The following is a 23,844-nucleotide window of genomic DNA, read 5'->3' on the forward strand; positions in this document are numbered from 1 at the left end:
GTTTATTTTGACTTAAAGTTTTTTTTATATAACTAGACACATTTTTTAATATTAACCTTTGATAAGTTTTAAGTATAGTATTAAAACTAAAAATAATTACTTTAATTTTATATGAGTTAGGAGTAAGTTATGAAAGATACATATGCATCTGTTCGTTTAGCACAAAAGCCAGAAAATGCTTTTGCTTGTCATCGATGTGGTAGGGTTATTTTAATTGCCGAATTTTTAGAAGCAAAAAATATTCAATTGAATTGTAATCGATGTGGTTTTAAAAAGCATGTTGAAAAAATTAAAATAGAAAAAAAAGCAGAAATTGAAAAAACTAGAATTGCTGCTATTTCTTCGAAAAATTCTTCTAAAAAATAATTTAGATTAGATTAATATTAATAATATTATAAAAAAAGAACTCAATTGAGTTCTTTTTTACTTATTTTTTAGTTTTTTCATTTAAATACTCTTGATAATTGTTATTTACTTGTTCTCAATTGATAACTTTTAATAATGCTTGTAAGTATTTCTCTTGTTCGTTTTTATATTGTAGATAATGTGCATGTTCTCATACATCAATAGCGATCAATGGATACATATTCAAGAATCATGGATTGTCTTGATTAAAAGTTTTGTATAGTCTTAATGTACCATTATTGTCAATTACTAATCATGCTCAACCACTTCCAAAAATATCTATGGCAGTTTTTGTTAAAGCAGCTTCAAATTTTTCATAAGATTCAAAGCGATTAATTATTGCTTTACCAATAGCTGATTTTTCATTAAAACCTTTATTTTTCCCCAATAGTGAAAAGAAAAGATTATGATTAATTACTCCCCCACCAAATTGTCGAATGCTACTTTGTAATTTTTTTACATTACAAGTTTCTTTATCCTCACATATATCTTCTAATTTACAATAATTACTTAATAAACGATTTAGTTCCCCTTTAGTTTCAAGATTATAATCAGAAAAAACTTTCGGATGTTTATCCATCACTAATTTTAAAGAAGTTAAATATTTCTTATGAAGTTCTTCATAATGATGTTTCATTGTTTCTTGTGAAATATAAGGTTCTAAAGCATCATAATTATATGGTAAATCGATAATATTAATCTTGTATTTAGGCATTCTTTTCTATCCTCCTTTTCTTTTTAAACTCTTCACATATAAATATTACATTACATTATAATAAATTAATGTAAAATTACAAGTTTATTATATTACAAGATTTCTCACTATATGTTATACTAAAAATTAATATTAAATACTAATTTTACTAACAAAGGGTGAAAGTTTTCGTGCAGTACTTATACATGTTTAATAAAAAATCTAATCAAATTAATGTTTCTCACAACAATGATATCATACGTAGAATTAATGTAAACCAAACTGATAACATTAATAGTAATAATTTAGAAAAAAATGAACAAAAACAGTCATTTATTGATAAATTTACTTCAAAATCACTTAGTTGTGATGACACCAATAACTTTAATTTCAAAACAGCCAGTTGAACTCTAACAATAATTTATCTTATATCTTTTATTATAATTCCAATTCTTTATAGTTTAATCAAAACTTATGCTGTAAAAGATACTAGTCAAAGTTCATTTCTTAGTCTTTTTATTTTTAGTTTATTGCCAATTTTTGGGTTAGTTGTTTCACTTGGTATTGATTGAGAAACTATGATTAAAAAAGGTGGGTGGGCTGCTTATAGTCATAGTGTATTTGGTTTTATTAGTGTAGTATTTGTTCTTTTATTTTTTATTGCAACAAAAGTTATTAGTGGTAAAGATGATGATGTAACTTCGCTTGCTACTACATTTTTAATTCAACAATTATTTCAATTGTTAGGATCAATTTTAGTATTAATATTTTCTAGATCATTACGTGAGAGAATTATTACTACTTTAAAAGAAGCAAAATTAGATTTAATAACTTGAGTTACCATTTTTGCTGTTATTGGTACTATTTTAAATATTATTTTCAACATAATTCCTAAATTTAGTGAATTTAATATGTTAACAAGTAATAATACTTCAAAAAATCAAGATGTTTTAAACTTATTAATGAATAGTCCATATGGCATTTTTGTTTTAGTTCTTAGTACTATTTTTATTGCTCCAATTAATGAAGAAATATCATATCGTCATGGTACTTTTACCATTGTTCGTTATCGTTGGTTAGCATATGCTGCTTCATTAATTTATTTCCCATCAATGCATGTTATGGATAGTGGTGATTGAAATAATATTATTGGTTATTTAGGATTTAGTATTATATTACCCTTATTATTTATAATGACACGCGGTAATACTACATATACTATTGGTTTACATGCTTTTTCTAATCTAATTGCAACTATTTCTGGTTTTATTAATAAAAATTAAAAGGAGAAATTATGACTACCCTAACAATTACTGCCAATGATGCTGATCAAACTTTAATTAATTATTTAAAAAAAGTATTTAAAACACTACCACTGTCAAAAATTTATCGTTTATTTAGAACAAAAAAAATCAGAGTTAATAATAAAACTACTACTGATTTTAAATATCGCTTACAAGAAAATGATTTAGTAGTCATTTATGAAAGTAATTTAGTTGTTAACTATAAACCAGAAAAAATTACTAAAGAAGCACCAATTGAATTGTTTTATGAAGATGATAATTTTTTAATTGTTAATAAAGATCATAATATTGTTGTCCATCAACCATATGGTTCTTGCTTAGATAACATGGTAAAATATTATTTACAACAAAAATACCCGAAGAAGAAACGTGAGCAAACATTTAATATTAGTCATCAGTATCGTTTAGATAAACTAACTAAGGGTTTAATTATTTATCCGAAAAATAAAATGACACAAAATGCATTTCATAATGCTACCAAAAATAGTCAAATTATTAAAAAATATTTGGCTATTTGTTCTGGCCAATTAACTAAAAATTTAAATATTTCTGGTTATATTACTCATGATGAGTTAACAATGAAAATGAAATTTTCAATTGAACCAAGTGAACAAAGTAAAAGTTGTAGCACCATCTTTACACCAATATTTAATACTAAAGACTTTACTTTAGTTGAGTGTCAATTAGTTACTGGTAGAAAACATCAAATTCGTAGTACTTTACAATTTTTAAATTTACCAATTGTTGGTGACACTAAGTATGGGTCAACAATAGTTACTCCTAATAAAATTGCATTATTTGCTTATTATTTATCATTTAATGATTTAGAAGAACCATTTACTTATTTGAATGATCAAAATTTTATAATAAAAGATTTAAAAACAGATTTAATTAAACAGATTAAAAAAGAAAAATGATAAAATTAATCTATACTAATATATAGAATACATTTTTATTTTTTTGCTATTTTTTTTATTTTTAATAGTGATTAATAATATTGAACTTTTAATTTTGGGTTGTTAACATATTTAAGTAAAAAACAAAATTAGTTTTATTTATATAGATTGGGTGAAGTAATGACAACTAAAAAAGGTATTTTTAATACAATTGTTGGTGTTATCGTGACAATTGTTATCTCTATTTTACAGTTAACTTTTCTTTATGTTACTGGTTTAGCATACGGTGAAAAAATTAATGGTTTAATTCGTGTTATTATTTCTTTTTTGACTTACCTTAGTTTGACAGAAGGAGGACTTGGTTTAATTACCATTTTTTCTTTATATCGTCCTTTACAAAATGATGATTATGAAACCGTCAACGATATTATTAATACGACAAGAAAAAATTATCATCATTCAGGAAGAATATATTTAATTATTCTTGTCAGTGCTGGTTTTATTTTAGGATTAGCTAGTATTCATTTACCAGAAATTGGTTTAGATATGGAAATTCCTTTTTGACAAGTAGCACTTATTATTATTTCTTTAGGATCACGTGAATTAATCTTTTTTTATTTTAGTGGTGCTTATCAAAATTTAATTCAAGCTGATCAAAAAGGTTATTTAAATCGTTTAATTTTTATTTTTTCAGAGATTATTATGTATATTTTACTAATGACGTTATTAGTTATTAGAAAATCTGATGGTAAACCAATAGATATGTATATTCCTTTTTTTGCTTATTTTGTTTGTGGTGTATTAAAAGCATTTGTTACTTTTATCGTTATTAAAATTGAATATCCATGATTACAACATAAAAAATGAACACAACAAAAAAGGATGCTAAAACAATCATGATGAGTAGCCCTGAATCGTTTACCTGACATGATTATTTCTAACATTGATATTATTTTAATTACTTTATTTTTATCACTGACAACAACATCAATTTACACTATTTATATTATTATTGCCACAACAATGCGCTCAATTGCTTTAATTTTAATTAGTTCTTTTCGCGAAGTTTTTGGATATTGAATTGCCAAAAGTGGACGAATTAGATGAACTGTGTATACTAAATTTGAGTTATATGCTTATATGATTGCTGGTTTTTTATTTATTAATCAATTTATTATTACTCAATATTTAGTGTCTGCTTTAAGTATTACAAATATTAATAATTCTGATGGTAATTTTGATTCTTCAAAAAATCTTTTTATTAATTTATTTTTGTCACAACCATGATTTATTTTACTTTTATCTTTAAAAAATACAATTCAAGTGGCAACCGAACCAGGAAAAGTTATTGTAAATGCTACTGTAAAATACAAAGAAACAATTTGAGGTTCATATATTCAATCAATAATAAATCTTGTTTTAGGTGTTATTTTGGGTTGAATACTATCAAATTTAGGTTGAAAACATCAAAGTTATCAATATTTATCATTAAGTTTATATATGATTCTTTTATCAAGTTGTATTGCTTGGGTTTATCGTTTAATTTCAATCTGAGTTTATGTTTGAAAACATTTGACGTATAATAGTGATTTACGTTTTATTATTCAAAATACTTTAGTTTTAATTATTCCAATTTTAGCAGTAACATTATTTGGATGCCTTTATTTCTTTGACAAATATCCACCAACATATAATTTCACAGATTATAGTTTTGTATTACGAGTTATCGGTTATTCATTATTGTATTCATCAATTTTAATTTTTGGTTTAGCAATGACTATTAATTTTCGTCAGTTTTGATCAATTTTTAATTTTAAGAAATTCTTTACTAATTTATTTTCACGTAAACGTAAGCAAAAAGCATTTATGAATCAAGAAGTACAAGAATTTTTTAAAGATAGTAATAAACCCAAAAATAACTTTACTAATAAAACATTTGATTGAACTGCTACTTATCAAAGTACCAATATGAACGTTGATGACTTTATTGAACAAGAGTTGTTACGAAGAAAAAAAGAAGTAGATATTAAAAGTGAAACAAAAGAATCTGAAAATTCTTCTATTCGTGTTGGTATTTATAAAATTAGAGGTTAGTTTATTTAAGGAGTGAATTACATGTTATTAAATAAAGAATGATTTGCAGAAAATATTGTTGAAGAAAAATATTTAGAATTATTAAAGCGTAATTATCCTCAACATCAACTTAAAGATTTATTATTATTAAACATTGATTTACGTTTATTGTATTTAAAACATATTTTAATGATTGAAAATTCTTTAAAAAATGCTTTATTTCATCAATTTTTTAATGATAATGTTCAAAATTTAGATAATGCTACTTTTCTTAATCCAGAACACCTAGCTCAAATGAAAACAGCTTTACGTTTGATTCGTGCTGGTTATAATAAATATAATAGAAGTGGTGTTTTAAAATCACGAACAATACGCAGTTTAATAGAAGTTATGTCATTTGAATGAACAATGAAATTATTACAAACTTTAAATGATAAAAGTATCGCTAAGATTGCTCATTATTTTGGTATCAAAGAATTTAATGATAGTAAAATTTTATTAGAACAGTTAGAGTATATTAAAGATGTTCGTAATTATTTATCACATAATTTTAAAGTATTAGCAATTCAATTTAAGTATAAAGAACGGTTCGCTTATTATGAACAAACTTTAAATGCCAATAATGATCATCATTATTTGCACTTATTAATTATTCGTTTTTCTAGTAAAAACCAATTACTAGTGCCATTTAATGTTGATTATGAAAATTTATTTGATAGTTATGATGTTAAAATTCATGATTGTGTTAAGGAAGATAATCAAAGGATAATCCATACTTAGTATAGAAAAATTATTAAATTTTAGTAGATTTAATTTAATAAGTATATTATAATGATATCAATTAATTACTAGTGTAAAATAAACCATTGTCATTTTTTAAATGACAATGGTTTATTTTATTTAGAATTAATGAAACTTGAAGAAAGTAGGAAAAAAATGAAATCAGAGTATAATGAAAAAAAAGATTTAAATATTACAGAATTAAAACGACTTGATTTATTAAAAGAGTTATTTCCCGAAGAAATTATTTGGAATGCCAACACTTTTTAGGACTATTTTTTGGTAGACATTTGTTGTTGATATTTAACTGGATGGAATGGCAACACTTTTTAGGACTATTTTTTGGTAGACATTTGTTGTTGATATTTAACTGGAGTTAAGTAGTTTAAAGTGCTGTGAATTCTTATATTGTTATATCAATTGATGTAATCAAATAATTCTAATTTTAATTGGATTAATGATGTAAAATTTTGGACGGTTGTCAAAGGACGTATGAGATTAACCCTTAGAATTTTGACTAACATTAACAATATAACTGCAAATTCTATGATTTGTTAATTAAATTATAACATATATTTTAAAAATATTAAAATATATAATTTCAAAATTACATTTAAATAACACAAAAATCCTAATCTTAAAATTAGAAATAAAAAATATTAAGTTTTAACTTATTAAGTACTATTAAGATAACTTCTAGTATTTAAATAATTTGCTTTTGCTATTAACATATTATTTAATGTTTGATAATTATATATTTTTGCTCCATTAGTTAAAGATTTTAAAAAATGATATACATCACTTTCAGCACTACATCCTATATTTCATGAAGCATTTTGATTAATAATTCCTTGTTCATTATTTTTAAAATAATTATAAGTTTTTTTAGTAACTTTATTATGATTATTTTCTAAAATAGTAATTAATTGATTATAACTACCATTTGAAAAAGTAGTTGTTACATCTAAATAATTTGTTCAATCAAGTGCTTTCTTTTGATGTTTACCACGAACATTAACAAAAGATTTTCATAAATAACTATAAGCATGATATTTATCTAAAATATAATAACAACCCAATCAACTAGCCATTGCTCTAATTCATAATGCACCATCACCAGCAACTACTAAATTATAATTATTATATTCTCAATTAATAGCAAATATATTTAATTTAATATCATAATAATTATTAATAGTTTGCATTGTAAAATTATGTAATTCTTCTTGTTTTGGAGCATTATTAGTTTTAAATAACATAAATGAAGTTATTTTCTTTTCTAATTTATTTCTATATGAATAAATTTCTTTTCTTCCTAAATTATAAGTTAAAAGTCTACAACAATATTGTTGTTTTAAACCATTTTCATCTCAACAAGTTATATAAGCATCATCTGCACATATATTTAATTTTTCATTATCTAATACTTTAAATTTTTGTTCTGGTATAAATTTTTCAATTTTTACATTTTTAAAAATTCTTGAAATAAGATTTTTAGAAAAAGAAGTATATTTAAATTCTGATTGAATATTAAAATAACCTTTTTTACTTATTAAATTTTCAATTAAATTATCTAATATTGCAAAATATAAATCATTAGTAATTCTTGCTCTTTTTTTAATACCAAATTCTTCATAAATTGGATAATGATATTTTTGATTAATTTCATCTCAATAAACTCTTTGTTTAAAAGTATCCATTCCAATTGGAGTATTTACTGTTCTATTACATGTTCAAGCAACTTTATATTGATTTTTATCTCTATTTAGAAAAAAATACTCATCATAATCATGGATTTTTTGAAAATATTTTGCTAAAATATTAGTGATTTCAGATTTTAGAAATTCTTTAAAACTAAACATTTTTTAACACCTTTCTATTTATTTTTTTTCCTAACTATTCTAACAAATTTACTAAATTATTGTTGAAAAATGTTTGGTTTTAGAGTATAATATTAAAGAACGATAAAATAAACTGCAAATTCTATTTACGTTTAAAAGATAACTTTTATTAGTTATCTTTTCTTTTTTAATAAAATAATGTACAATAAAGAAAAATATAAATAGAAAAGGAAAATGAAAGTAAAAATGGATTTAGGATTATGAATATCTTTTGGAATAATAGGAGCAGTTATTTGAATTATATTAATACGTTTTGGAATTAAATATTGTCTTAAAAATAATGCTATGGGAGTAGTAATATTATTTATTACTTTAAATATATTTGGTTTAATTCTTGGATGAGCAATTTTATGAAATAATAAAAACTTTAGTACTAAAAAAGAAGAAGAAAAAACAAAAGAATTGGGGATTTATAATATTTTAAATGATGAACAGAAAAAAAAAGTTTGTGGAATTTGTTTTAAAGTAAAAGATAATCCAGAAACTATATGTACTAATTGCTTAAAAAAATTTTAAAAATAGCATATAAATGCTATTTTTTGTTATAATTATATTATAAAAATTAAATAAAAAAATATATGAAGTAATTAATAAAATTAATAAGTTATTGAGCCAAAGTTAACTTAAAGATTATATTAATTATATCATAATTTTTGTGTTTTTAAAGCATATGAAAGGAGATTTTTATGTGCAAGAAGAAAAAATAAAAATAAGAACAATTTTTAATGATGCAAAAGTCTTAAAACAAGAATTAGTAAATTATTTTACTCATTGTAATGATAATAAAGAAGTTCCTACTAAGTTAGGTATGTTAATTTATTTAGATATAACAGAAAGTACTATTAGGACTTGAAAACAAAAAAAGAGAAATACTTTTTTACAACAAATTAATTGAGCGCATTCTCAAATTGAACACTTAAATTTACAAAGATATTTAACTTCTAATGCTAATACTTCATCATGATATTTAGAAAGAGCATATGTTAATAAATATCATTTATCAACTAAAATTGATATAAAGAACAGTGATAACGTCGCCCCTATAGCAATTAGTTTAGAAAATAAAGGTAAGAATAAATGTTAAATAATTTTGGTTATTTATTAGATATTGCTAAAAGAATGTATTTAAAACAACCTTTAAATATTACTAAAATTAAACAATTAGGTAGTCGTAAATCTGGTAAAACATTTAGTGATATTGAATTTCTTGGTATTTTATTAATGTTAGATAATATTAATATTCATGCTTATTTAATTCGTAATATGTCAAAACAATTAAATGATAGTTGACAAGAATTAAAACAAATTATTAGAGCAACATATCCTAGTATTAATTTTATTATTAGTGAAACTAAAAAAACTATTGAATTTAATGGTAGTAAAATAACTTGTAAATATTTACATGCACAAGATAATAGTAATGTTAAATTAACTGGATTAGCAAGTAATTATTTATATGATTATGTAATTATATGAAGTGATGAAAGATATGAAATTACTGAAAATGATTATCAAGATTTAAAAGATGCTATTCGTGGAGCTAATCAATTATTAGAAATTGAGAGTTGTAATCCTTGAAGTATTTTAAATGAATTTATTAAGAAAACAGTAACAGCATGTCCACAAAATGAAAAGCAAATTATTAATGAATATGAACAATTTACTATTATTGATAATACTATTTATCATTATCAAAATTGAAAATTAAATAATCATTTAAAAGATAGTGATAAACAACAATTATTAGAAATTGAAACTCTTGACCCGATATCTGCAAGAGTAAGAAGTCATGGTTTAGTAGGTTATGAATCTGGTGGAATATATTCACATTTACTTCCTAAAATTAGTAGAGTAATACAACCAAGTTATAGATTTAGTGCTGGATTAGATTATGGGTTTAAAGATGATGCTATGGCATGTTTATTAATAGGATTTGATTATAATTTTAAATTTGTTAATGTTATTGATTGTTTAAAAATAGAAAATAAATTAGTACGTTATGATAATAAACAATTAGCAAGATTAGTAGTAGAGTTTTATATTAAATTAGCAAAAGAAAATAATTTGTTATATGAATATGGTTTAACAGTATATTGTGATTTTAGTAATTATACATTTATTGAAATGTTAAATGATACAGCAATTAAATATAACGTTAATTTATGGCTTTATTTTAAAGATTGTGTGAAATTAAGGTTAGAGTTTAGAATAGGTAAGAATGTGGCTTTAATGGCTTCAGAACGCTTAAATATAAGTATGAATGCACAAGAATTATTAGATGAATTTAGATTAGCAATATGAGATGAAAAAAGTATTAAACAAATACCTTTGCCGGGTAACGACCATTTACGTGATGCTTTTGATTATGCTATAGAACCATATATTAGAAATTTAAGTGCAAATATAAATCCTTATTTTGAAAGGAAGTAACATATGAATAATCATAATACTGAAATATTAACTGCTAAGTGATGTATGATAAATCTTCAAGAAATAATAGCAAATCATGCAAGTAAATTATTATGAGGTAATGGTTATACTTTAACAAGTGAACATCCAGAATATAAAAATGCTATTGAAAAATTAAAAGAATGAAATAATTTAGATTCATTATTTTATCAAGATTGTCATATTAAATCTGGTTATGGTTATAGTATTGTGCAAATTGATAGAAGTAAAACTGGAAGAATAGCATTAAATTTTGCTCAACCATATGCTCAATCAAGAGTAGCTAGAGTATTAGAAACTGAATATAGTGCATCAACATGGTCAAGAGTACAATATGATGACCAAAGTATTTATGTTAAAACAACATATACTCCAAATCAAATTATTAGATATTTTACTAGTGATACAGTTACTTTAGATGGTTTACAAGAAAAAATAAGTGAAGATTTAAAATTACCATTAATAGAAAATCATAATTTAGGTATTATACCAGTTAAATTTATGCAAAATTTACCTAAAAAGAATTTCTTTGGTGGAGTTATTGGTGATTATTATCCAGATATGACTGCTTGTAAAGGCTTACAAAAATTATTAAATCATACCTTTGAAATTATTTGAAAAGAACTTAAATATAATCGTTCAAGAGTATTTGCAGATATTACTCAACAAGAAATAAATCAAACTACAACTGCAATTGATATGAATGAATTATTTGGTGATTTTGTATTACAAGCAAATTTAAGAAGTCCGGGAAGTACTAGTGGTACACCACCAATTGCCATAATACAAGGTAATCCAGTATTAGATAAATATGCAGATTTTATACAATTTATTATTGATAAAGCGTTTGAAGGTAGTGGATATAGTCCAGTAAATGATACTACAAGTCAAAAAACAGAAGCAGAAGTATTAATTACAAATAGTAGAGATATGGAAACTACAAGAATTAAAAGAACTTTAAATCAAAGTGATTGAAATGAAATATTTCAAAGATGTTTTATTTTAATGGGATTAGATGGTGATAAATCTAAATGAACATTTGAAATTAAAGAAAATACTATTACAGATAGATTAAAATCACTTGAAATTGATGAAGTTGAATTAAGATTAGGAATTACTAATATTAAAAGAATTATTGTTAAAAGATATGGTGTTAGTGAAGAAGAAGCACAACAAATTATTGAAGAAAATAGAAAATATCAAAAAGAAGAAATTGAATTTAATAATACTTTTTTAGGAGAAACTAAAAATGATACCGAAAATAAATCATCAATTAATTAAAACAGTTTGAAAAAGTACAGGTGAAATTGAAAAAGATTTTACACAAAATAAAGATTTACAATTTCGTGTATGTCCTTTTACTATTATTTTAGGTGCTATAAATTCAACAAATGGTGGTTATAAACCACCAACTAGTATTCCTAATGATTATACTAGTTTTAGTAAGATATTCACTGGTAGAGAAGCAATACAAGCAGTTTGAGACCATTCTTATTATCCTATTCAAGATAAAGATAATCCAGATTTAGCATATAAACAATTACAAATTGGTGATGTATTTTATGGAAATATATTAAGTGACCAATTAGGTATTACTTATAGTGCTACACCAGCAAATAATGCTTTTATTCAAGAACAAGCAATTAAAAATGTAGTTATTAATATTCCAAATGAAAAAAAGAATTTTAATTTTATTAATAATATTGTTGCAAATTTATATAAGTTATATATGATTCCAGAAATTAATAAAGTTATAAATACTGATAAATCAATTAAAGTTGATAGACAGTGATATATTCTAGAAGTTGCTAGTAAAACTTATAATAATGAAAATAAAGAATTAGCATATATTCAATGTACTTTTAGTAGTTTAAATGATAAATTAGCAACAAGTGGATTAGCTATTAATCAATATGTACAATTAGGTGCACCTGGCGACCCAGTTGCATTACCAGCATTAGATGAAAATAATAATATTGTTTTGGATGGTAATTATTTAACTCCATTACCAGTTACTCATTGTCAAGTATCTTTTTATGGTTCAGTAAAACCTATTTCAATAGCATTATGAGGTAGAGATATTGATATTTCAGATAATACTAAAGAACATAAATATAGACAATATCCAACTAAATTATTATTTCCATGACAATATCAATGTTCAACTTATGACCCAGTAAGTTTTCAAGCATTACCAGAAACTAATTATGTTTTAACTGTACGTGGTGAAAGTACAATGGATAGTTATCAAGATTGACAAAAAGTAATTTCACCAAATTATGATGATGGTGCAACGAAGCATTATGAGGGACATTTAAGAACTAATGTTGAAAAAACTAAAAATACTAATAAAGTTGATGTATCAAATAGATTAGTAAATTATTGAGATAATAATTTTTTAAATGGTGCTGAAATTGAAGATTATAATTATGCAACTGCTGGTAATCCATATTTTCAATATTATAATAAAAATAATAAAAAATTTATTGGTAATACTCATTATAATATGAATAATAATAAATTTAAGCAATTAAATACTATTAATGCTTTACATTATTTTATTTATAATCCTATTAGTGAAATTCCTTTAACTCCAAGAGAAACAATTAAAATTAATCTTAATACTATTCCAGTATTTGGTTCATTTATGAATGTATTTGTTGGTGGTTTAGATATTGGTGCTAAATTATCAAGTAATTTATTAATACCTCAATTTCCTTATATAAATGGTTTAATATCTGCTGAATTATATAATTTTTATACAACATTATTATATAGTTCACAAAGTACTAATCCAGCATTAATTCCATTAGATGTATTTAGAAATGATACTCCAGATACTATTCAATCTGTATTAGGTACAGCAAGTCATATGACATCATTTACATTTAATTTAACTGATAAATTATCAATGGCAAGATTTGATATTAATAATCAATCATTTAATGATAATACTGTACAAGAAACAGTAAATTTAGGCCAATTAGATATTAAAAATAAAAATTTAGTTAATTTATTAGCAAAAGATGATATTGATACATCATTATTACAACCACCAAATTTTACTAATACTAATATAGTAAAATGAGCAATTGATATGATTGATATTAAAGTTGTAGGAAAAAGTAATTTTAAAATAACATTTTATTCAATGCCAGATAATAGAGATGGTGCTGTTAATGATAATTTTAGTATTTGAAGTGGTACTTATCAAACAGTAGGTAAAGCAAGTAATAATAGTAGATTAATTCAAAATACATTTATTTTAGCAAATAATACTTTTAAATTTGACAAACCATTTAATTATCCTCAAGCAATACAACCACCCCCAATAATAGAGAGAGCGCATCCTATATTTATTGATTTAAGTAATCAAAGTCAATATGGAATTAATAATAATATTTCTGAACCATTATCAAGTAAAGATTTACATTACTATAAAATGAAACCAAATTGAAGAGAAAATCAAGAAACCGGTAAATTTTTAAACTATATAGATATTAATGTTAAAGATTACGGATATGAGAACATTGAGAAATTTAAAGATGATTATGAAAGTATAACATTTAATTTTAATTTTAATATGAATGCAATATACTCAAATAAATATTTGGGATTAAATTATACTAATTCTAAAAACTGATTTACACCTATTACTATTAAATTAAATGAGATTGGTAATATCACTGATGGTCAAGGTTTAAATGCAAGTTTTCAAGATAATGATATTATTTATAATAATAATTCTGGTAATCACATAGATATGAATAATAATTGAACATTTAATATTAATAATATTTTTAAAGATAATAAATTTGACCAAATTGCTTCTTTAACTAATACTGAAAGATTAAAAAATATATATATCAATAATTTAATATCAACAAATGACAATCCAAGTAGTGGTGTTAAAATATTAAATTCAATTTGATTTAAAATAATGGCATTTAAAGGTGATAGTGATGATTGAATATCAATTCAATATCAATTTATTATTACAACTCCATTGACCAATCAAACAGTCGCTCCATTTTATGAAAAATTTGAAGAAAATTGAAATCTTCAAACTACATCATTGGTAATTAATCCAAAAAGTTCAACTTAGAAAGGTGGTGGTAATTATGTTAAATGAAAATGAAATGAAAGAAGGTAATACTATGGAAGAAAAAGATGAACAAGAAGAAACTAAGGAAGAAGAAATAAAATCAGAAGAAAATACCAAAAAAGAATCTGAATCTGAAGACAAAAAAGAACCAGAAAATGAAGAATCTAAAGAACCAACTTTAGAAGATAAATATAAAGAATTAGAAGAAAAATATAATACTTTATATAAAGAAAAAACTGATAAAGATAGAGAAATTAGACATTTAGAAAGTTATAAAAAATATGATTTATCACAAGAAAATGTAAATTTATTAAAAAGATATCTTGGAGATAAAGAAGATATTGATGAAGAATTATCAAATTTAAATAAAGATTTTCCACATTTATTTAATAATAAAAAAGATACAAATATTAGTAATTCTTTAGATGTAAAAGATAAATTTAAAGAAGATGAAGTAGATACTAGAAAAATAGGAATGGTAGGTTAAAAATATGGCAATTATTACAACACAATCAACAACAATTAATGACCCTAGTACACCTAGTGGTAAAGCGGATTTATCTGTAAAATATATTAAAAATTTAAAAGTTTTATTATCAAAGAGAGTAGCATTAATTAATGCAACAGTAGAAAATAGAGAACAATTAGATGCTGGTACTGCTGTTTATAATGTTACTAAAAGAAATCTTACAGAAGATTATACTGCTGGTGCTGGTGCTAATGATGTAACTGCACTTAGAACAGAACAAATTTTATTAAATAAAAGCAAACAAATTGGTTATGAAATTGAAACTCTTGACTTAAAAAGAATGGGAGCAAAATTTGAAAATGGTGGTATTACTATTGCTGATAGTCTTGCTAGTGATTGAATTGATGCAAAAGCAAAATCAGTAGAAGTATATTTAGTTGCTAAATTAATGCAATTAGCAGTTAAAACAGCACAAGATAATGACATTATTAAAATTGCATTACCACAAACTCCAAAAGTAGATGATTATAGATTATTATTATGATTAAAAATTTCAAATACATTAGCAACATTAAAATCAAGAATTAATGATGAATATATTGGTACTGATGAAGAAGATTATACATTATGAGTATCTAGTTTTTTTAAACCATTAATATTATTAGCAACAACTACATTAGGTAGTGATAGTGCAAGTCAAGCATTAAAAGATGGTAAAATTGTAGAAATTGGTGGAATTAAAATTGTAGAATGTCCATGATTAGGTAGAAATTATCCGGCTGGTAATACTATTGATAAACAAGAAGCATTTGATTTTAGAGGTTGTGATGCTGTATTAGTTCATAAAGAAGCATTAGCATTTCCATTTAATCGTGGTTTAGATAATACTTATTTATTACAAACAAATTCAAATGTTAAAAATTTTCATAAGTTTTTAGTTTCAGAAGGTAAAGCATTACGTCCAGATTTAGTTAAAGGATTTACAGTTAGTTCAAATGTAGATATTGCAACAGCAATTGAAAGAACTAAATTAGGAAAAATTGATATGGCGGGAGCAACACCAACTGCAGATGAAGTAGAAAAAGCAGTTATTGCTAAAAACCCTAATTATAGAAAAGGTAATGCTAATTTTTCAGATTTAACAGCAACAAGTGCTAATGTTGAAGGTAAAACTTTATATGATGGTTCTTTACAAGTAACTTTTACAAAGAAGTAATTTAAATGCCTATTATCTTACTTTTAAGAATAATATTAGAAACTGCTGTTAGTGATATTCAAACTGCTGAATTAATAGAAAAATTTAAAAAAAATAATAATTTATTTAATAGTTTTTTAAAAAATCCAGCAGGAATATTAAAAAATCAATTAATGTCAAAAGTATTAGGTCAAGGTAAATCACAAAAAGAATTATCTGAATTTCAACAAGTTTTACAAAAATTAACAAATTTACCAGTAATTCATAAAAAAATAATGACACATATTACTAATAATAATATTGCTAAATTACAACATATTCAAAAACAATATTTAAATGGTAAGTCATTAATGGATAAAGGTAAAGAAATTATTATTAATTCTTTAACTGAGCAAGATTATGATTCTATGATTGGAATTTATGTAAATCTTTCAAGTAGTGCATTAGCGGGTGGTATATGAACTCCAGTAATACAAGCACAATCTGGTACTTATGGCATTGCTACATTAACATATAGAACTAATTTAAGTAAATCATATGATTATTTTAATGTTTCAAGAGAAACTTGAATTGATATGTGTAAGTCTATGGGTGCTTATGGTACTGGTGCTAATAGTGTTTTTATAAGAGAATATTTAGGTGGAGTTAATAAAACTAGAAAAGAAATGAATGCTACTGTTAGAAAAAATGTTAATCAATTAAATATAGCAGTAACTAAACCTAATAAATCAGTTATTAGTACAGTTAATAAATCACAAGCAGTACAAGGATATGGAAGGTATAAAGATTATGGAAAACAAAAATAATATTGATTGAAATGTAAATTTAAATTATATTACAAAAGATGATTTAAAAACTATATATGGTTTTATACCAGATGCTGACCAAACTACTACTGATAATACTAAAACTGATTTTACTATTATGGCAATTGCTATATCAAGTGAAAGAATTAATACTATTACTGGTAATCAAATTGAAGTCATAGGATTTAAAAATCTTAATGAAACACAACAACAATTAGTTAAAAGAGCAACAGCAAGAATGACTATATATTATTTAACTGATGGAATGGCATTTATAAGAAGTAGTGTATCTATTAGTGGTAATGGTTTATCAAGTAGTATTAGTCCTCCAAGTGAACCAGATTATGTATTAATGGAAGTATATAATTTATTACAACAAGCAAATTTACATACACCAAGAAAAGCAATAAATAATAGTATTTCATGTAATACAGATAATTTTAATACACCTAATATTTTTGATGAAAGTGATAATAGAGTTATAACTTGAGATTCTGGTAATAAAACTTTTTTACGAAAAGAAGGAATTACTGCAGGAGTTGGTATAAAAATAGATGATATTAGTGATACTATTCCTAAATTAAAAATTCATGTTGATAGTAATATTGATTCATTATGAGAAGTTGATAAAGATAATCCTAATTTTATTAAATCCAAAGATAATAAAGGTATTGATGCTAATGGAAGAAGACTTATTGATGTTGGTACACCTACATTTTTAAGTGATGCAACCAATAAAGAATATGTTGATAAAAAACAAGATAAATTAACTGCTGGTGAAAATATTAAGATTGATGAAAAAACTAATACTATTAGTGCTACTGGTGGTAGTTCAGTTGATGAAAATAGAATATTTAATAATAAAGATGATAAAAATAGTACTACAAGATTAGTTAATGAAGTTATTAAAACTAATGTTGGAGGTAAAACTTTAATTTATAGAAATGAACCAGTTGTAACTGATGATTTAGATATTCCAAATAAAAAATATATAGATGATAAAATAGATAAAAAGCAAGATAAAGAAAATTGAGTTGTAATAGGAAAGAAAGTTGATAATAGAACATGAGATAATTTTAATATTGACCTTAATAAAACATATCGTGTATTTATAACATGACACAGAAATGCACCTGAACAAAATGGTTATCCATTAATGTTATTGTTTAAATCAGCAAAAGCAGTTGGAACTGGTACATGAACTCTTTTAATTGGTAAAATTGATAATAAAGATGCTTCTTTAATTCTTAATGCTGATTATACTAAATCTACTAATAAATGAAGTTTATTTATTAAATGTGAAATTGATGGTGGTGCTATATTTAGTTTTGAAGAATTAAAAGAAAATACTTATCAAATTACTAGTAATACATTAAATATTACTTCACCAAGTGTAATTAATATAGATAAACCTATAAAAATTAATTCAAAAAGTTTAGAAACAAATGAAATAGAAGAAAATAATTGAGATATTGAATTAAAAAATAATCCTCCAACACCAACTCCAAATATTCCACAATGAAAAGAAGTAGGAACAAGAGAAAAAAATAAATTAGATAATTGACAAATTACTTATGATTTTCAAGAGAATAAACATTATAGAGTTTATTATTCTTGAAATATATATAATCCAGTTTATACTATTCAAGAATTTATTATAACTAATAAAAAAATTGCTGGTGTACAAATACAAACCTTTAATGATAGTGCTAATATAGTAATTTTATCAGTTCAACATGCAAAATGGATTACTATTTATACTGGAAAAGGTAAATTAAAAGGTAATGTATGAAAATTAGAAGAATTACAGGAATAATATTATGTTTTTTAAAATTATAAAAATTATTTTAGGTTTAATAGGAGTAATTTTATCATCAGCAACAGCAGGTTTAATTATATTTATCATTTTAAAAATCATATTAAAAATTAATCAAATATTTTAAGAAAGGTGGTGATTAATATGGATACTACAACAATTATTATAGTTGCTAATTTATGTATTAATGGAGGTTATGTTTTAATTAAATTAGGAAAAGCATTCGTTGCTTTTGGTAAATCTTTAACAGACCCTAATAAAAAACAACTTAAAAAACAAAATAAAATTAATAAATTACAAAGTAAATTAAATTCTATTAATAAACAACAAGAAGTAAAAAGTATTTATTAATTAAAAAAATGCCTATTAAAGGCATTTTTACTTATTTATAAACTCATATGATTATAATCTCAATTTAATGAAGCATTATCATGATTTAATGGTACTTCGCTCATATTATCACTACCATAATATTGACTTGCAGTTTCACTATTAATAGTAAATCTATTGTCATTAATTAATCTTGTAGTTTCATCATTAAATGATGTTTCTTGCATTTCTTCATTATGATGTGTAGTTTCCATAGGTAATAAATTATGGATAATTTCACTTGCACCAGCAACAATTGTAGGTACTGCATAAGCATTATTAAAATCATTATTAATACCCATTGCTACACCACTTGATATTAAACATCCACCAGTAGCCATATTACAAATCTTTCTTATTGCTTCAAATTTATTAGGTATTAATTCAGTTAATCCACTAATAAGATTTGATATACCATAAGCATTTAAACTAAAATATGTATCTCAATCCATTAAATTATTAGGGTTATTATTTACTACAAATAATAAATCTGGTGGAAAAGGGTCAACAGTAGTAGTTGTTATTGGACTTTCTGTTGGATTTGGATTAATATCTACATTAGTAAATTTTGCATAATTTGCTAAACCAATTGTTCCTAAACCTAGTAATATTTTTTTACTACTATTAATTAATTTAGTTTTAGTATTTGGTCTTTGATTTAAATTTCATATATCTAAACCTAATTTTTTACCAAATAATAAACTATTAATTGAACCTAATACTGGATTACCTATTACTTGACCATAATAAGCACTTGTACCAATTATTGCACAAATTGGACTTATACCAGTTCTAATTAATTTAGTTAAAGTATAATTTGATTGTGTATTTTCGTTTGGCATTTTATTCTCCTTTTATAAATTTAAATTGCATATTTCCAATAGTATCTCTATTATTACCACAAATAATTAAATATCCAGTTTGATTATTTTCTAATATTCATGAATAATAAATATATTGTGGATATAATTTTGGATATAAATTTAATGCTAATAAATAACATAAAGCATCTTCTTTATTTTTTAATAGTCCAACTGTTGGACATTTTATCTCTTTAGGACTTTTTTCATTATAAAATCATTCAGTTCTAATGTTTCTCATTATTTCACATCCTTTTATGAACTCATCAGCACCGTAGTAAACGGTGGACTATAGAATTATAATGTTATCCAAATTTGTAATAATTCTATAGTTTCATTCTGTATAGATATAAAATTTTAATTAGGACTTACATTGACATATTAAATAAAATAAAGAAAGGAGCGGGTAAAAAGTATATGTCAAATGCCTAAATATTAATTATTTTCTTTAATTTCAATTATTTCTTTTCTAATTTCAGTTAGTTCTTTATTAATTGATAAAATTTCTTTAAATATACAATTTATTAGTTCTTGTTTATTACAAATTGCTTCTCAAATTTCATTATCTCTTTTCTTCATTATCAAAGTCTCCTAATTTTAATCTAACTATTAATTCTTCAATTTCTTGACATTGTTCATGTTCACATTTATTCATTATCAAAGTAACCTTTTTCTAAATATTCAATTATTAATTCCATATGTAAACATGAATGATTATTTAAATATTTAATTAATTTTTCTTTATTAATTTCAACTTTTTTCATTATCTAATACCCTTTCTATGTTCTCTTACATGTTCAATATTTTCTTCATCACCAATCATTATTTCTCCACAAAAAACACATTTATACTTTGTTCAATATCCCATTATTTATTCTTCCTTTTCTATAAATTCAAGTACTTTATAATAAGCAGTAAGTTTGCCGGCTTCTTTTAAAGAATCACATAAGCAAATACTAAGTTGTTTATTTAATCAAGTAATTAATTTCAGTCTATATTCATTTTTTAATATCATATTCATAAATTCGGTAGTAATCATTAGTTATTTCTCCTTATTAAACTTCAAAATTTTCTATTATTTCTTCTTCTTTTTCTAATTCTTTTATTTTAGATAAAGTAGAATTTAAGTCAGTATTATCAGTTGAATTAGTAATAGCATCAATAGTATCATGATATTCTTTAAACTTAGGATTTGAATCAATAATATCAATAATATGATTATTTGGATTATCAATATATATTTTTTCATTTTCAGTAATAATTGCTTGGTCATTTTCATAAGCAGTTTGCATGTCAACTGACATAATTCCCCATTTTCTTAATAATTGAGTTAATACAGTTTTTTTAGCCATACTATCAAAATCACTAACAATAAATTTTTTATTTTTTTTATATGTTTCACTATATTTATTAAAATGTTCTATTATCTGTTCACTTGTTCAATATAAATTTTTTTCAAAACCATTTTTTAATTTAAAATAAGCACAATAACCTACTATTTTTGATTTTAATCTTTCAATAGGATTTTCAATAAATTTAAATTTTATTTCATCTTTTAAATAATCAATCTTTTTTAATTCTCCTTCTCTAACTTCAATAACATTAATTTTTTTATATTGTTGACTTCTTTGCGCTAATTGAATATAACCTTTATATCCCATTTGAAACTGTGCTTCTTTAACAGTTATTCAATCACCTTTTTCATCTTTATATTTACGATTAAAAGGTACAACTCAACAATAACCAAAATTCTTTTCTAAAGGTAATTGTAATAATGTCGCTTGATAACATGCTTCTAATATTGTAGTTAAACTAGTTTTTGATAAACCTAATTGATTTTTAATTGCTAAAGCATTACTTTTAAATCTTTGTATTTCTTTATTATCAATATTACCTTGATTTTTTTTATTAAATCATTGTTCAATAGTTAATGAATTTTTATTATTAGTTAAATCATTACTCATTATTTTCTTCTCCTTTTTTATTTAATAATTCTAAAATTTCATCTAATTTTTTATTAATTTTTCCTAAATGTTTTAATAAAATTAAAATTGATTTATCCATAAGTTGCTTCCTTTGTAATTGTAATTTTTCCAAATATTAAACAATTTATAAATCCACTAATAAAAGTTAATATTCCACCAATGAAAGTAAATATAAAACCAATTATTAATAATGGAATAAACAATATTGCTATTGGTGATAATAATATCTTTGCTCATATTGGTAATTTTTTAGTCTTTTCTACTTTCATCTTTTAACTCCTTTAAATCTATTATCTAAATGTACTTCAATATTTTTACTAGGATTAATAACTAAATGACTATTAATCTCAATTCAATTATTTAGATTACTATCTAATTTTTTAGGTAATTTTTCAAATTCAATTGAATTACAAGAATAAATAGTTTTTTCTTTAATTGATTTTTCATTAATCATTTTTATTTCTTCTTAATCATTCTTTAATATTAGTTTTTAAAATATTTAGTTCTTTAATTTGACCTCTTAAAACATCTAATTCTCATACATTTATTTGACTTAAATTAATTTCTTCAATTTGATATTCTAAATATTCAATTCTGGCATTAATACTTTTCGTTAATAATTCATTAAAATTACATTTTTTATTTTTACAATATTCTAGTTTATATTCCATTTTGATTTTCTCCTTTAAAATAATTTATTTTTGCTTTTAATCATTCATCTGTTATTTCAATTTCAATTTCTTTTTGAATATTTTTATTTGTTAAATATATATAGGTTTTAGTCGATATATCTATATTACTTTTAAATAATATTCAAAAATAAGCACTTAATTGTAATTTAATTCTTTTTAATTTATCTTCATCAATACAAGCATATGTTTTATAATCAACTAAATAATATTTATTTTCTTTTTTATCTAAATAAACTAAATCTGGTGTTCCAGCAATTAAACTATCATTAATAGGTTTTTCTATAATAAATTCATAATTATTTTTATCTTTAAATTTTTCTTTTAAAAACATAAGTGATTTTTTACAATAAGAATAATTTATTGAATTTGTTATTGGTTTTAATTTTTTTAATAAATTATTAATAATATTTTCTTGATTAATATTTTGTAAATATAATTCATTAAGTTTATGAACTCATTTACCACGAACTGAAGCATTTTTTAATATTTCTGCTGAGATATGACTATATCCAAATCCTAAATAATTATCAATAATTCTAGAAACTGATATTAATTCTTTATCATCTAAAAAATATTGATGAGTTTCTTTTTTAAAAATTAATTTACTCATATTTATTTCTACCTATTAATAATCAAAAACATTTATTACATAATCTATTACCAATTGAAGATTGTTTTCTACATCTATCACAAGAACCAACCATTCTATATTCTCTACATTCCATAAATATTTTTACCTTTCATTAATTTAATTAAGTTTTTTATTTAATTCCTTATTATTTAAATTTATGTCTAATTCCATTACTAATATTTCATATTTTTCAATATAAGCATCTTTAATTAAATGATGTTTATAATTTCTATGAAAGTTAGTAGCATTTTCTACAGTTGAAAAAGCCTTATATTTTATTTGACCAGTATAATTAACTTCATATTTTAATAAGTAAACATATTTCATATTTATTTTTCTCCTTTATTTTTTTTATTGTGTTATGATATTGTTAATGAGGTATGTATTTATATATAACCCCCCTTACGGTGTAGTG

Annotated in this window: 29 protein-coding genes and 1 pseudogene; 16 read left to right on the forward strand and 14 right to left on the reverse strand. The window is 22.9% G+C overall.

Going from position 1 to position 23,844, the window contains the following annotated elements; all coding sequences use genetic code 4:
- Positions 1 to 129 precede the first annotated feature (129 nt).
- The gene (locus tag AACL11_RS06435) at positions 130 to 366 is read left to right on the forward strand and encodes a hypothetical protein (RefSeq protein WP_252319187.1); all 237 of its coding nucleotides are present in this window, start codon (positions 130 to 132) and stop codon (positions 364 to 366) included.
- A gap of 61 nt (positions 367 to 427) precedes the next feature.
- Here AACL11_RS06435 and AACL11_RS06440 read toward each other — a convergent pair whose 3' ends face one another.
- Positions 428 to 1,120 carry a superoxide dismutase gene (locus tag AACL11_RS06440; protein ID WP_338959788.1) on the reverse strand — a complete coding sequence of 231 codons (693 nt, stop codon included), beginning with the start codon at positions 1,118 to 1,120 and terminating at the stop codon, positions 428 to 430.
- 185 nt (positions 1,121 to 1,305) lie between these two features.
- On the opposite strand from AACL11_RS06440, the gene AACL11_RS06445 reads away from it, so the two are divergent.
- From AACL11_RS06445 to AACL11_RS06460, 4 genes are all read left to right on the forward strand, one after another.
- Positions 1,306 to 2,382, forward strand: a complete 1,077-nt coding sequence (locus AACL11_RS06445) for a type II CAAX endopeptidase family protein (protein WP_338986846.1) — start codon at positions 1,306 to 1,308, stop codon at positions 2,380 to 2,382.
- Positions 2,383 to 2,393: 11 nt separating this feature from the next.
- Positions 2,394 to 3,323, forward strand: a complete 930-nt coding sequence (locus AACL11_RS06450; protein ID WP_338986848.1) for an RluA family pseudouridine synthase — start codon at positions 2,394 to 2,396, stop codon at positions 3,321 to 3,323.
- Between the two features lie 156 nt (positions 3,324 to 3,479).
- Positions 3,480 to 5,393 carry a hypothetical protein gene (locus AACL11_RS06455; protein ID WP_338986850.1) on the forward strand — a complete coding sequence of 638 codons (1,914 nt, stop codon included), beginning with the start codon at positions 3,480 to 3,482 and terminating at the stop codon, positions 5,391 to 5,393.
- 21 nt (positions 5,394 to 5,414) lie between these two features.
- Complete coding sequence (locus AACL11_RS06460; RefSeq protein ID WP_338986852.1) at positions 5,415 to 6,152, forward strand: Abi family protein; 738 nt, start codon at positions 5,415 to 5,417, stop codon at positions 6,150 to 6,152.
- A 335-nt stretch (positions 6,153 to 6,487) separates the two neighbouring features.
- Here the strand turns inward: AACL11_RS06460 and AACL11_RS06465 are convergent.
- Together AACL11_RS06465 and AACL11_RS06470 are read right to left on the reverse strand one after the other, a co-directional pair.
- Positions 6,488 to 6,619: pseudogene (locus AACL11_RS06465) on the reverse strand (IS3 family transposase); the annotation flags it as partial.
- A 207-nt stretch (positions 6,620 to 6,826) separates the two neighbouring features.
- Positions 6,827 to 8,014, reverse strand: coding sequence for an Mbov_0401 family ICE element transposase-like protein (locus AACL11_RS06470; protein WP_338986853.1), 1,188 nt, complete (start codon positions 8,012 to 8,014; stop codon positions 6,827 to 6,829).
- Positions 8,015 to 8,227: 213 nt separating this feature from the next.
- Between AACL11_RS06470 and AACL11_RS06475 the strand changes: the two genes are divergently transcribed.
- The 11 genes from AACL11_RS06475 to AACL11_RS06525 all read left to right on the forward strand — a co-directional run bounded on the left by AACL11_RS06475 (position 8,228) and on the right by AACL11_RS06525 (position 19,243).
- Entirely contained in the window at positions 8,228 to 8,569 is a 342-nt protein-coding gene (locus AACL11_RS06475) for a hypothetical protein (RefSeq protein ID WP_338986856.1), read from the forward strand.
- A 172-nt stretch (positions 8,570 to 8,741) separates the two neighbouring features.
- Positions 8,742 to 9,137, forward strand: coding sequence for a terminase small subunit (locus tag AACL11_RS06480; protein ID WP_338986859.1), 396 nt, complete (start codon positions 8,742 to 8,744; stop codon positions 9,135 to 9,137).
- Complete coding sequence (locus AACL11_RS06485; RefSeq protein ID WP_338986862.1) at positions 9,131 to 10,483, forward strand: phage terminase large subunit; 1,353 nt, start codon at positions 9,131 to 9,133, stop codon at positions 10,481 to 10,483. Before AACL11_RS06480 ends, AACL11_RS06485 begins: the two co-directional genes overlap by 7 nt.
- Positions 10,484 to 10,486: 3 nt before the next feature.
- Positions 10,487 to 11,782: a hypothetical protein gene (locus AACL11_RS06490; RefSeq protein ID WP_338986865.1), complete on the forward strand. Its 1,296-nt coding sequence runs from the start codon at positions 10,487 to 10,489 to the stop codon at positions 11,780 to 11,782.
- Positions 11,751 to 14,606 (forward strand): hypothetical protein, encoded by a 2,856-nt coding sequence (locus AACL11_RS06495; protein WP_338986868.1) that lies wholly within the window; start codon positions 11,751 to 11,753, stop codon positions 14,604 to 14,606. Before AACL11_RS06490 ends, AACL11_RS06495 begins: the two co-directional genes overlap by 32 nt.
- 16 nt (positions 14,607 to 14,622) lie before the next feature.
- On the forward strand, positions 14,623 to 15,093 hold the full coding sequence (locus tag AACL11_RS06500; RefSeq protein WP_338986871.1) for a hypothetical protein: 471 nt from the start codon (positions 14,623 to 14,625) through the stop codon (positions 15,091 to 15,093).
- A 4-nt stretch (positions 15,094 to 15,097) separates the two neighbouring features.
- Positions 15,098 to 16,291 (forward strand): hypothetical protein, encoded by a 1,194-nt coding sequence (locus tag AACL11_RS06505; RefSeq protein ID WP_338986874.1) that lies wholly within the window; start codon positions 15,098 to 15,100, stop codon positions 16,289 to 16,291.
- A gap of 5 nt (positions 16,292 to 16,296) precedes the next feature.
- Entirely contained in the window at positions 16,297 to 17,076 is a 780-nt protein-coding gene (locus tag AACL11_RS06510; protein WP_338986877.1) for a hypothetical protein, read from the forward strand.
- Complete coding sequence (locus tag AACL11_RS06515) at positions 17,060 to 18,892, forward strand: hypothetical protein (RefSeq protein ID WP_338986879.1); 1,833 nt, start codon at positions 17,060 to 17,062, stop codon at positions 18,890 to 18,892. The genes AACL11_RS06510 and AACL11_RS06515 overlap by 17 nt, the downstream gene beginning before the upstream one ends.
- A gap of 4 nt (positions 18,893 to 18,896) precedes the next feature.
- Complete coding sequence (locus tag AACL11_RS06520; protein ID WP_338986882.1) at positions 18,897 to 19,019, forward strand: hypothetical protein; 123 nt, start codon at positions 18,897 to 18,899, stop codon at positions 19,017 to 19,019.
- 17 nt (positions 19,020 to 19,036) lie between these two features.
- Positions 19,037 to 19,243, forward strand: coding sequence for a hypothetical protein (locus AACL11_RS06525; RefSeq protein WP_338986885.1), 207 nt, complete (start codon positions 19,037 to 19,039; stop codon positions 19,241 to 19,243).
- 35 nt (positions 19,244 to 19,278) lie between these two features.
- Here AACL11_RS06525 and AACL11_RS06530 read toward each other — a convergent pair whose 3' ends face one another.
- The 11 genes from AACL11_RS06530 to AACL11_RS06580 all read right to left on the reverse strand — a co-directional run bounded on the left by AACL11_RS06530 (position 19,279) and on the right by AACL11_RS06580 (position 23,756).
- Positions 19,279 to 20,103 (reverse strand): hypothetical protein, encoded by an 825-nt coding sequence (locus AACL11_RS06530; RefSeq protein WP_338986888.1) that lies wholly within the window; start codon positions 20,101 to 20,103, stop codon positions 19,279 to 19,281.
- A gap of 1 nt (position 20,104) precedes the next feature.
- Complete coding sequence (locus AACL11_RS06535; protein ID WP_338986890.1) at positions 20,105 to 20,362, reverse strand: hypothetical protein; 258 nt, start codon at positions 20,360 to 20,362, stop codon at positions 20,105 to 20,107.
- Positions 20,363 to 20,556: 194 nt separating this feature from the next.
- Positions 20,557 to 20,700 (reverse strand): hypothetical protein, encoded by a 144-nt coding sequence (locus AACL11_RS06540; RefSeq protein ID WP_338986892.1) that lies wholly within the window; start codon positions 20,698 to 20,700, stop codon positions 20,557 to 20,559.
- Positions 20,701 to 20,992: 292 nt separating this feature from the next.
- On the reverse strand, positions 20,993 to 21,160 hold the full coding sequence (locus AACL11_RS06545) for a hypothetical protein (RefSeq protein WP_338986895.1): 168 nt from the start codon (positions 21,158 to 21,160) through the stop codon (positions 20,993 to 20,995).
- A gap of 16 nt (positions 21,161 to 21,176) precedes the next feature.
- Positions 21,177 to 22,085 (reverse strand): recombinase RecT, encoded by a 909-nt coding sequence (locus AACL11_RS06550; RefSeq protein ID WP_338986898.1) that lies wholly within the window; start codon positions 22,083 to 22,085, stop codon positions 21,177 to 21,179.
- 92 nt (positions 22,086 to 22,177) lie between these two features.
- Complete coding sequence (locus AACL11_RS06555; RefSeq protein WP_338986901.1) at positions 22,178 to 22,375, reverse strand: hypothetical protein; 198 nt, start codon at positions 22,373 to 22,375, stop codon at positions 22,178 to 22,180.
- Positions 22,366 to 22,560 carry a hypothetical protein gene (locus AACL11_RS06560; protein WP_338986904.1) on the reverse strand — a complete coding sequence of 65 codons (195 nt, stop codon included), beginning with the start codon at positions 22,558 to 22,560 and terminating at the stop codon, positions 22,366 to 22,368. The genes AACL11_RS06555 and AACL11_RS06560 overlap by 10 nt, the downstream gene beginning before the upstream one ends.
- Positions 22,553 to 22,777, reverse strand: a complete 225-nt coding sequence (locus AACL11_RS06565; protein ID WP_338986906.1) for a hypothetical protein — start codon at positions 22,775 to 22,777, stop codon at positions 22,553 to 22,555. Before AACL11_RS06565 ends, AACL11_RS06560 begins: the two co-directional genes overlap by 8 nt.
- Positions 22,767 to 23,408, reverse strand: coding sequence for a PD-(D/E)XK nuclease family protein (locus AACL11_RS06570; protein WP_338986907.1), 642 nt, complete (start codon positions 23,406 to 23,408; stop codon positions 22,767 to 22,769). The genes AACL11_RS06565 and AACL11_RS06570 overlap by 11 nt, the downstream gene beginning before the upstream one ends.
- Complete coding sequence (locus tag AACL11_RS06575; protein WP_338986909.1) at positions 23,401 to 23,523, reverse strand: hypothetical protein; 123 nt, start codon at positions 23,521 to 23,523, stop codon at positions 23,401 to 23,403. Before AACL11_RS06575 ends, AACL11_RS06570 begins: the two co-directional genes overlap by 8 nt.
- Before the next feature lie 23 nt (positions 23,524 to 23,546).
- Complete coding sequence (locus AACL11_RS06580; protein ID WP_338986911.1) at positions 23,547 to 23,756, reverse strand: hypothetical protein; 210 nt, start codon at positions 23,754 to 23,756, stop codon at positions 23,547 to 23,549.
- Positions 23,757 to 23,844 lie beyond the last annotated feature (88 nt).

Source organism: Spiroplasma endosymbiont of Dasysyrphus albostriatus (assembly GCF_964019495.1).
GTDB lineage: Bacteria > Bacillota_I > Bacilli_A > Mycoplasmatales > VBWQ01 > Spiroplasma_E.